Genomic DNA, 9,207 nt, shown 5'->3' on the forward strand with positions numbered 1-9,207 from the left:
GGTCTATTTATTATGCACAATATTTTTCAGATTGAGGGATTCCACAGAGTGATTTTCTAATATTGGAAGTTAAAATGTATCAATCTTTGAAGGATGTTTATTGGTCTGGCAAACTTGTAGTTAACGTGTTTGTGTATGATTAGTTGCGTGGTTCAGCAACTAATTTAGCAAACTTTTACGAACCCGTGAAAATTCCGCAGGAATTTTCGCAAGTAAGCTCGATAAAGCAATTAATTATACACGTTGTTGTACACAGTACTTTTATTTCCAACTTCTTAAAATTTCTTCTATTCCTTTATTAATTCCATCGTAATAATTTCCGTTTTCAAATTCAGGAATGATAGTGTTTTCAATAATCTTTTCACGAGTACTTTCCGATAAAATATCTTTTGTGTCTTTGGCTATTCCAATTCCGATATCTTTTAAAGATTCACTAACAGTTATTATAATTCCGCTATTTGTAAATCCGTTGTCAATACTCCAATCTTTGTTTAATTTCTCTTTTGAAGGAACCGTTAAAATCAGAATTTTTTTCCCGCTTTCTTTTTGAAGTTTAACTAAAAGTTTTTCTAATTCCTGATTTTGTTCTTTCGTAAAGATTTTTTCCAAATCATTCACGTAAGTTTCAGGTTTAGCCTCATAATTTTCTGGCATATCAGAAAAGTCAAATTCAACTTTTGGCGGATTAGTTTTGTCTTCAGTCTTTTTTGAATTATTACAGGCAAATAAGCTGATTATTAAAATTACGATTATCAGTTTTTCGATTTTCATTTCAGGCGCTTGGGTATTGTGTACAACGTGTTTATATATGGTTTGTTGCGTGAATTTTGTACTAAATTAATAAATAATTACAGACAAAGAAAATCCGCGAGGATTTTCGCAAGTAGGCAAAAAACCAGCAATAAATTATATATGGTGTTGGCAAACGTATTATTCTTGTTTGTATGTAAATTTATTCACAATTTTGCAGTTGTCTATTAAGTACAATGTCAAATCTTTCATAAATAAATCTGAACTTTCTTCAAAAGACAAATCATAAACTTTCATCATTTTTTCTACATTTTCGGATAATTTTGGTACCATTGCATTAGAAAGTTTCTCCGAACTAAATTTTTCAGTTTCATTTTTCGATAAGACTTCACAAATTTCTATTCCAATTGATTCTATAAAATCTCGTTTTTTCTTATTCTTTTTTTTCTCTTTTCTACTTAATGATTTATTGATGTCTAATTTAAGTTCAATAATAATATTCTTATTTAGATAATCTGTTTCTTCTTTCGTTGATTTTGCTTTCTTGAAATAAATTTCTACTGCTTTACAAGTTTTAAAAGCAATAATTTTGCTCAATTTTTTTTTAACACCAATAGTTGCTACAGTTTTAACTATTTCGTTAGAATTCAAATTTTCATTCAAATCAGATATTAATACAATTCCTTCACTAAACTCAAAACTTTCTTTAGTATATATTTTTTGGGATGTAATTATTCTAAATGATACTGTTTTTTGTGATTCAATTTCAGTTTCAATTATTTCAAATCCATTTCCACAATTAAATTCAGGTTTTTCCTGTCCAAAGTTTTTTGTAGATAGAATTATAAATAAAAAAATCAATAAATATTTTTTGAAGTTCATTTTTTTATGTTTGCCAACGTTTATGTATAAGAATAGTGCGGTTTTGTGTGCGAGGATTTTCCGCAGGAAAATCAGACGTAACAAAAGTGCACGGACTCTTGATTTAGCACTAAACTAAGCATTATTTTTATACGGTGTTGGCAGCTGGTTTTTATTTTTCATTCTAATTCCTTGTTGTAAAATTTATATTCTAAATCTTTTGAAACTCCCAATTCAATTCTTCCTTTTTTGAATTCAAGTTCGTTTTTATATTTATGAATTTGATAATTGTTGTTTACGTTCCGAATTTCAATGATGTAAAAATTGGTAATGTTTTTATTCGCTCGTAAACTGTCAAAATCAATTAAATGCGATTCAGTATTTTCACATGGATGTTGTTTCGCAATTATAAAATCGTCATTGTGTCCAACAGCAAAAACATCATGTCGAATTATAATCTTTTCAGGATTGTAAATATCATTATCTGTTGTGCTATAAACAATTTGCCAATCTTTTTCGTCCCAACCAATCAAATGAAAATTCTTGGTTATTTTTCCGCCAGATTCATTTGCTCCGAAATAACAACTAGTTAAACTTGTTAAAAATAATATTATCAGGATTTTTCTCATAGTTTCTGAACTTGCTGCCAACGGTTTTGTGTATGGTTAGTTGCGTGGTTAAGCAACTAATTTAGCAAATAAATTACAGATAGAATATTCCGCAGGAATGTTCGTAAGTCGGCAGTGACCAAGCAATTAATTATACACGGTGTTGGCAGCTGTAGTTTTATTCACAATGTTCTTCTTTTATTTCTCTTAGTAAATTAAATTCAGTTATTTCAAGTCCGAGCGACTCCGCTTTTTCAATTTTCTCACAAGCAGTATCAAATGAATCTTGATAATAATAGACCATTGCTAAATTTGCATAAAATGACCATTGAGTAGAATCCAATTTGATACCTTGTTCATAATCTTTTATTGCTTCTTCATCCTTATTGATTTTGTAATATAATAAACCTCGATTATTATAAAATTCAGGGTAATTTGGATTGATACTTATAGCTGTATCCATAAGTGCAATTGCAGTTTCTAATTCATTTATATTGGCATAAGCTTCGGATAATTCAAATAGCAAGCTGACATTTTTAGGTTCTATTTTTCTTCCTTTTTGATATGCTTTTATTGCTTCAGTATAAAGTCCTTCTTTTTTTAATTTATTTCCCTTTTCGTTAAGTTCCTCGGTTTCTTTACGTTCAAATTCGAATGGTATTGATTTAACGTAACTTTTAGGTTCGCCATATCTATCATACCAAGATTGAGGAATATAATGCCTTGGTGATTCGTTAAATTCAAAACCGAATAAAGGAATTGTCAATATTAAATATAGTAATGTAACTATTGTCAATTTTGTTTGTTTTTCTCTTTCTGTAATTAAATAAACTAAAGCAGAAATTATGAAAATTGGAAGAATAACTAATGTTGGATAATCTCCGAAAATATGATAGAGATACTTTGTAAATAAGCAAAAAGACATTAATACTAATAAGATATTCAAGACAATAATTTTTTTTGAAACTTTATCTTGAAATCCGCTAATTGTTTTTTTTACATAAAAAATTAATAATCCTAAAAATCCAAGAGTCAACAGAATATGTCCACCAACTATGTCATATATTCTGAGTAAAATTCCAATTGGAATAAGAATAATAGTTAGTATAAAGAGAATGTTTTTCATAATTAGAACTATGTATTCAAATGATTACGGAATTTTTTTGACTATTGCTGCCAACGTGTTTGTGTATGGTTAGTTGCGTGGTTTAGCAACTAAGTTAGCAAACTTTTACGAACCCGTGAATATTCCGCAGGAATATTCGCAAGTAGGCTCAATGAAGCAATTAATTATACACGGTGTTAGCACACGTTTTTATTCCGATTTTTTATATTCGTATTGCTTGTCAAACAATCCGCCTTTATTTTTATAAATCAGTTTCTTTTTGTTGATTTCAATCAGAATATAATTCCGATTTCCAATAGTCAGAATTGAGTCAGTCAGTTTATAAGTCGCATCATATTCATTTCCCATTTGGTTAATAAATATTGTTTTGTCCTTATTAAAAGTCAGAGTGGTTTCCAATTCAGTTTTTGAGTCAGATTCCGATTCAGAGTTATTTTCCGTAAGTGGCTCAATATCGTCATCAAAAGAGTCAGTTTCCGCAACCAAAATCCATTTTCCGATTAGTTTTTTTTCAGATTCAGATTGCGCTGTGCAAGAGTTAACTCCGAAAATTAAAGTAAGGATTATTAATATTCTCATAGTTTTTCTCAAATGTGTGCTAACGGTTTTGTGTATGGTTAGTTGCGTGGTTTAGCAACTAAGTTAGTAAACATTTACGAACCCGTGAAAATTCCGCAGGAATTTTCGCAAGTAGGCTAGAACAAAGCAATTAATTATACACGGTGTTGTGGGTAGTATTTTAATTCGTAAATACTGTTCCAAATATTATAATTATAAATCCGATTACAGAGAAAACATAATCAGCTGGTCTCAACTTTCTTCCGTCTTTTGGTTCAATCCGATTCGGGTCAAGTCGAAATGCAGTTACTATAAAATTATCTCCATAAACTTTTTTATTAATTAAGTTCAAAATAAATGAAGTCAGAATTGTCAAAGGCAATGCTTTTAGCCAAATCAAGTCATTTCCATTTACAGCTTGAATTTGAGGTAAATCGCGATAACTATAATAGGTAATTAATTGAATTACTCCAATAATTCCCCAAATCAGTAGAATTCTGTTATTCCAAAATCGTTTATGATAAACATCAAATATCAGGAAAACGTAAATGAAAGGAATTACAAAATAGACATTCAGAATCCATTCTCGGTCATATAAATCAAACACATATATCAATCCGATAATAATATGGATTCCAATGTATGTTATTAATAATATCCAATCTATTTTTTTCAATTTCAATTTCAATTTCAGTTTCGGTTTTCCGATATTACCCACAACGTTTATGTATATGGAAAGTTGCGTGTTTGTGTGCGAGGATTTTCCGAAGGAAAATCAGATGCAAGCAAACAAGTAACTAACTTTGGTTAAGCTAAAAGTAGCAATTTTTTATATACTGTGTTGTACATAGTTATTCTTCTACCAACAATTTATCAATTTTAAATCTCCAAAATTCCACTAAATGATTAAACTCCATATTAGTATTGAAAATTGAATCTTCTGTCGCAAATAAATCGGCGAAAATAGGTTTTCCGATTTCCTTTAATTCTGGAAAAGTTAAATCAGTATTGTTTTTACTTCTGAGCTTTTCAATTTCCTTATTATATTTTTTTGCGTAAGCTTCATAAAGGTCAAATACAACTTTTTGAAGTTTGTATTCTTTCTTGAAGTCAGCTGAGTTTTTTATCCATGATTTATTTTTGTAAAATACAGCTTTCACATTTGCTTTTTGGATGTATGTTTTTTTTATCATCAGACCATGAAAATAAGAAATATCAGATTTTGAAGTCAAATTAATGTTGTCTGTGAAATCTGATTCTGATATTTTAACATCATCAGACCAATAAATTACTTGAGAATTTAAAAAAAGGTATTTTATATCCATTCGAAGAAACCACAGCAAAAAAACTATTAATATTATCGGTAAAACAATTTTAAGTAGGATTTTCTTCATAATTATGTACAACGGTTTTGTGTATGGTTAGTTGCGTGGTTTAGCGACTAAGTTAGCAAATACTCACGACATAGAAAATCCGAAGGGATTTTCGTACGTAAGCACGGAAAAGCAATTAACTATACACGGTGTTGCCAGTAGTTTTTTATTCCACTTCAAACTTTTCATTAATCGGAATATCAAATATCTCATCTCTTTCATAATACCTCAAAATTCCATTTATTTGATAGCTTCCTTTTTGCAATGAATCGAATTCAATATCTGCAAAAGAGAAATTATCTTTAAGTTCATAATTTATCTTTTTCTCATTTCCGTTAAATTCAATTTCATTAATTATAATGCGCCTATTTTCTCTTATGGTTTGTCCGTATTTAGAAGTGAGGCTAAGTTTAATTCCGTTTTCATTTATTTTTGTGAAATAACTGTTTACGTTTACCTTATGTAATCCATCAAAATCATCAATCCAGTTATTTACTGAATATTCAAAAGCATAAGACGTTGCAATTACGAGTCTATTTTTTAAACAATTCAAATAAAATTCATTTGAGTCAGTTTTTACTTTTTCTATATTATCAAACTCAGTTTGTAAATAGTCTTTTCTATTGTTCACAATTTTAGGAATTTCGTCCATAATAATTTGAAAGTCCGAAATTATATTTTCAATATTATTTTCTTTGTTGGCAATAGCTCTATCAATATTGGCAATTAATATCTCAAATTTAGAATCCAATTGGTCTATTTTGTCAACTGAACGATATGGCTGTTCTTCTATTCTTTGAAAATAATTCCCTCTATTATGATTTAAAACTCTAAAATTGAATTCATAATTAGATTGTAAAAATGAATTTAATTCAGTCGTTTCTTCTCGTTGATTTTGACAAGAGAAAAAAGTGAAAATTGCTAAAGAATAAACTAAAAATTGGGTTTTCATTTAGTCAATAAATATTAATGTTCTTTGGTTCGGTCAAATTACTGGCAACGGTCTTGTGTATGGTTAGTTGCGTGGTTCAGCAACTAAGTTAGCAAACTTTGACGAACCCGTGAAAATTCCGCAGGAATTTTCGCAAGTAGGCTAGAACCTAGCAATTAATTATACACGGTGTTGGCAAATCGTTTTTATTTTTCAATCGCTATTTTTCAACCAACTAATATATTTTTCTTTAAATGATTTTCCGTTATCTTTTTCAATCCAAGGTAAATAATACTCTATCAAGTTTGGATTGTTTTTGCAAAATTCCATTGTACAATTTTGAACTCCAGTCAAAAGAGCAAATGGCATTCCTTTAATTCTGTCAGCAATAATTATTGCTAATTCTCCTTTGGTTAAATTCCGATTATGACATTCAGATTTTATTTTGGTCAGAGTAGAATCAGTAAAAAATTCCGCAAGAATTGGTAATGACTTTTCTCCAAAAGCCATAATTTTTTCGGCTTGCTTTGTTTTTATAATTCCAATTGAATTTTCCGTTTTAGAAATTCCGTTTAAAAGCGAGTCAATTTCAGATTCGGTTTGTGAGAAACTCAAATTGAGATTCAGCAGAATTGTCAAAAGTATTAGTCCAATTTTTTTCATTCATTTTAGATTGTTTTCAAATCTATTCTTTGTTTAGTAATTGCGAAACTCTAATTGAGTGAACGATGATTTTCAATTAGTTAACGATTCGCTTAAATGTTTGCCAACGGTCTCGTATATGATTTGTTGCGAGTTTAAAGACTAAAGTTAGCAAATAAAAACGACATAGAAAATCCGAAGGACTTTTCGTGAGTAGGCGAGAAGCAGCAATGAATTATATACATTGTTGGCTAACGTTTTTTGTTTTCGTGCGTTCTGTTCCAACGTAATTGGTTCGTACGTTATGCAATTCAGGTGTTAGTTTCTTTTTTCTTTAAAATTCTCAAAAAAATTTCCGAATTAATATTCCGCACTTTTTTCAGATCATGATTGGTTTCTGTTATTCAGCCGTACGATTTGACATTCCGCTTATCAGCCGAAAGTTGAGGATTGCTATAATTTCGAACTTAAGAACAGAAGTTGGGCTAGCCGAATTTCGTGCGTGAAGTTCCTTAAGAGTGAAAAAATCCTGCGTAATACTTTTAAAGATTCAGATTATAATTCCAGCGTAATATTTGTAATGCAAATACTAACAGAATTGAGTGAAAGCCGTAAAATTGTTGGTGCGCCAAAATGTTTGCCAACGTGTTTGTGTATGGTTAGTTGCGTGTTTCAGCAACTAATTTAGTAAACAAAAACGAACGCGAGAAAATTCCGAAGGAATTTTCCAAATAAGCACTTGCCAAAGCAATTAATTATACACGTTGTTGCCAACTGGCTTTATTTCAATATTTCAGTCAGATAAACGATTCCGAAAATCCAACCAACATAGAGTAGAGTATAAGTCAGCGAGTAAACTGCTGAAATTCCAATATCTCCTTTTGTGTCCTTTGATTTATTAAAAACGAATTTTAATGCTCTGAAAAAAATCCAATATAGCATTGCTAAAATTATAAAAAGTGAAAACCAGAAAATTGCCTCCAAAACGATTAGCAATATAATTATCAAAATCGTCATTCCAATCCACAGTAAAATTGATAAAATCAGTCCTCCAATTCCGTCTCCAACCTCAATTGAAGGCGTATCGAAAGTCGGTGAAGCATTTCCCATTATATCACCTCGTTTAAAATTCCGAAATTTAGGAAAATTGTCAATCAGTCCAATTCCTTTATACAGTCCGTAAGTCATAAAAAGAAAAAGAGCAGTTGCTATAATTCCGAGAGACAAATAGAGGTTAGAAGTCAGACTTCGGTTGAAGTTAATTCCAGTCAGATAAACAGTCAGAATTGTAATTCCGATTACGAGTAATGAAACTATGAAAACGGATTTTCCTTTTAAATAATTCTGTTTTATTTTCAATTCAGAGGATTTTGGTCAGCTTGTTGGCAACGTGTTTGTGTATGGTTAGTTGCGTGGTTAAGCAACTAAGTTAATAAACATTTACGAACCCGTGAATATTCCGAAGGAATATTCGCAAGTAAGCTCAATAAAGCAATTAATTATACACGGTGTTGTACGCTGGCTTTTACTTTGTATAATTAAATATTTCTTTTTTCAATTCACGATAGCCATTCCAATCACAACTGCTATCATTTACTGAAAATCCAGTTTCATTATTTAAGCTAAAAACATAAAGGTCAGAAGTTGTACATCCACCCATATTATTTTTCATTTGTTTTACTTTTTTTTCAAACCCGATTAGATATTCCAGCGATTTTGAGTCCACTTTTTTTCTTTTAACTAACTTTTCGGAAATATATAATTCCGCTATAAGTTTTTCCTTTTCATAATAGAATTTCATTTGCTCATTGTCGAAATGAAAGCAACCTGATGAAGCATATTCGATAATGAGTTTGTCTTCACTTGTTAATTCCGAGAACAAGGTTTTTTCATTAGTTTCTTGAAATGTGTCTACACAAATTGTAATTTGATTTCCGTTTTTTAAAATCTCGGTTTTATAATTTACTATTTGTCCAAAAATATTGGTGAATTTAAATGTATAAAAACCTTCTTTTAATCCTTTGACTTTAAATTCTCCAAATCTCGTTTTGACATTTTCAACAATCACGCTGTCATTTCGTGTAACACTTAAATATCGTTCTCGACTATCTGTTCTATCAGTTTCGCAATATTTCTGAATTCCTTTCACGCTAAATGTTTGTGAATTTGCAGAAATTCCAATTAAAATTAGAAAGATTATTGTTAAGTTCTTCATTTTTTTCAGCTTGCGTACAACGTGTTTCTTTAGTTTACAATAAATATATTTATATAGAAAAAGAGGAGAACTATAACGTGTTTTAGATTAGTGATCCCTTAGACGTACGAGTCCTCTCTTTCTATAAAGTTGCCAAGAACCAT

General features: G+C 30.0%; 11 protein-coding genes. All 11 read right to left on the minus strand.

What is annotated here, in order from left to right; translation table 11 throughout:
- Window positions 1-261: 261 nt before the first annotated feature.
- The 11 genes from ACJJVO_RS00125 to ACJJVO_RS00175 all read right to left on the minus strand — a co-directional run bounded on the left by ACJJVO_RS00125 (window position 262) and on the right by ACJJVO_RS00175 (window position 9,064).
- A complete protein-coding gene (locus ACJJVO_RS00125; protein ID WP_405568931.1) occupies window positions 262-771 on the minus strand; it encodes a TPM domain-containing protein in 510 nt (169 codons plus the stop codon).
- Window positions 772-930: 159 nt separating this feature from the next.
- Entirely contained in the window at window positions 931-1,632 is a 702-nt protein-coding gene (locus ACJJVO_RS00130) for a hypothetical protein (protein ID WP_405568933.1), read from the minus strand.
- A 158-nt stretch (window positions 1,633-1,790) separates the two neighbouring features.
- Entirely contained in the window at window positions 1,791-2,240 is a 450-nt protein-coding gene (locus tag ACJJVO_RS00135) for a hypothetical protein (RefSeq protein ID WP_405568935.1), read from the minus strand.
- A gap of 157 nt (window positions 2,241-2,397) precedes the next feature.
- The gene (locus ACJJVO_RS00140) at window positions 2,398-3,345 is read right to left on the minus strand and encodes a tetratricopeptide repeat protein (RefSeq protein ID WP_405568937.1); all 948 of its coding nucleotides are present in this window, start codon (window positions 3,343-3,345) and stop codon (window positions 2,398-2,400) included.
- 189 nt (window positions 3,346-3,534) lie between these two features.
- The gene (locus ACJJVO_RS00145; RefSeq protein ID WP_405568940.1) at window positions 3,535-3,924 is read right to left on the minus strand and encodes a hypothetical protein; all 390 of its coding nucleotides are present in this window, start codon (window positions 3,922-3,924) and stop codon (window positions 3,535-3,537) included.
- Between the two features lie 160 nt (window positions 3,925-4,084).
- Window positions 4,085-4,579: a hypothetical protein gene (locus ACJJVO_RS00150; RefSeq protein WP_405568943.1), complete on the minus strand. Its 495-nt coding sequence runs from the start codon at window positions 4,577-4,579 to the stop codon at window positions 4,085-4,087.
- Window positions 4,580-4,754: 175 nt separating this feature from the next.
- Window positions 4,755-5,297 carry a hypothetical protein gene (locus ACJJVO_RS00155; protein WP_405568945.1) on the minus strand — a complete coding sequence of 181 codons (543 nt, stop codon included), beginning with the start codon at window positions 5,295-5,297 and terminating at the stop codon, window positions 4,755-4,757.
- A 145-nt stretch (window positions 5,298-5,442) separates the two neighbouring features.
- Entirely contained in the window at window positions 5,443-6,228 is a 786-nt protein-coding gene (locus ACJJVO_RS00160) for a hypothetical protein (protein ID WP_405568947.1), read from the minus strand.
- A 192-nt stretch (window positions 6,229-6,420) separates the two neighbouring features.
- Window positions 6,421-6,870 (minus strand): hypothetical protein, encoded by a 450-nt coding sequence (locus ACJJVO_RS00165; protein ID WP_405568950.1) that lies wholly within the window; start codon window positions 6,868-6,870, stop codon window positions 6,421-6,423.
- 759 nt (window positions 6,871-7,629) lie between these two features.
- On the minus strand, window positions 7,630-8,208 hold the full coding sequence (locus tag ACJJVO_RS00170) for a hypothetical protein (protein ID WP_405568953.1): 579 nt from the start codon (window positions 8,206-8,208) through the stop codon (window positions 7,630-7,632).
- 166 nt (window positions 8,209-8,374) lie between these two features.
- On the minus strand, window positions 8,375-9,064 hold the full coding sequence (locus ACJJVO_RS00175) for a hypothetical protein (protein ID WP_405568955.1): 690 nt from the start codon (window positions 9,062-9,064) through the stop codon (window positions 8,375-8,377).
- Window positions 9,065-9,207: the final 143 nt, after the last annotated feature.

The organism is Winogradskyella sp. Asnod2-B02-A (assembly GCF_045063645.1).
Classification (GTDB): domain Bacteria; phylum Bacteroidota; class Bacteroidia; order Flavobacteriales; family Flavobacteriaceae; genus Winogradskyella.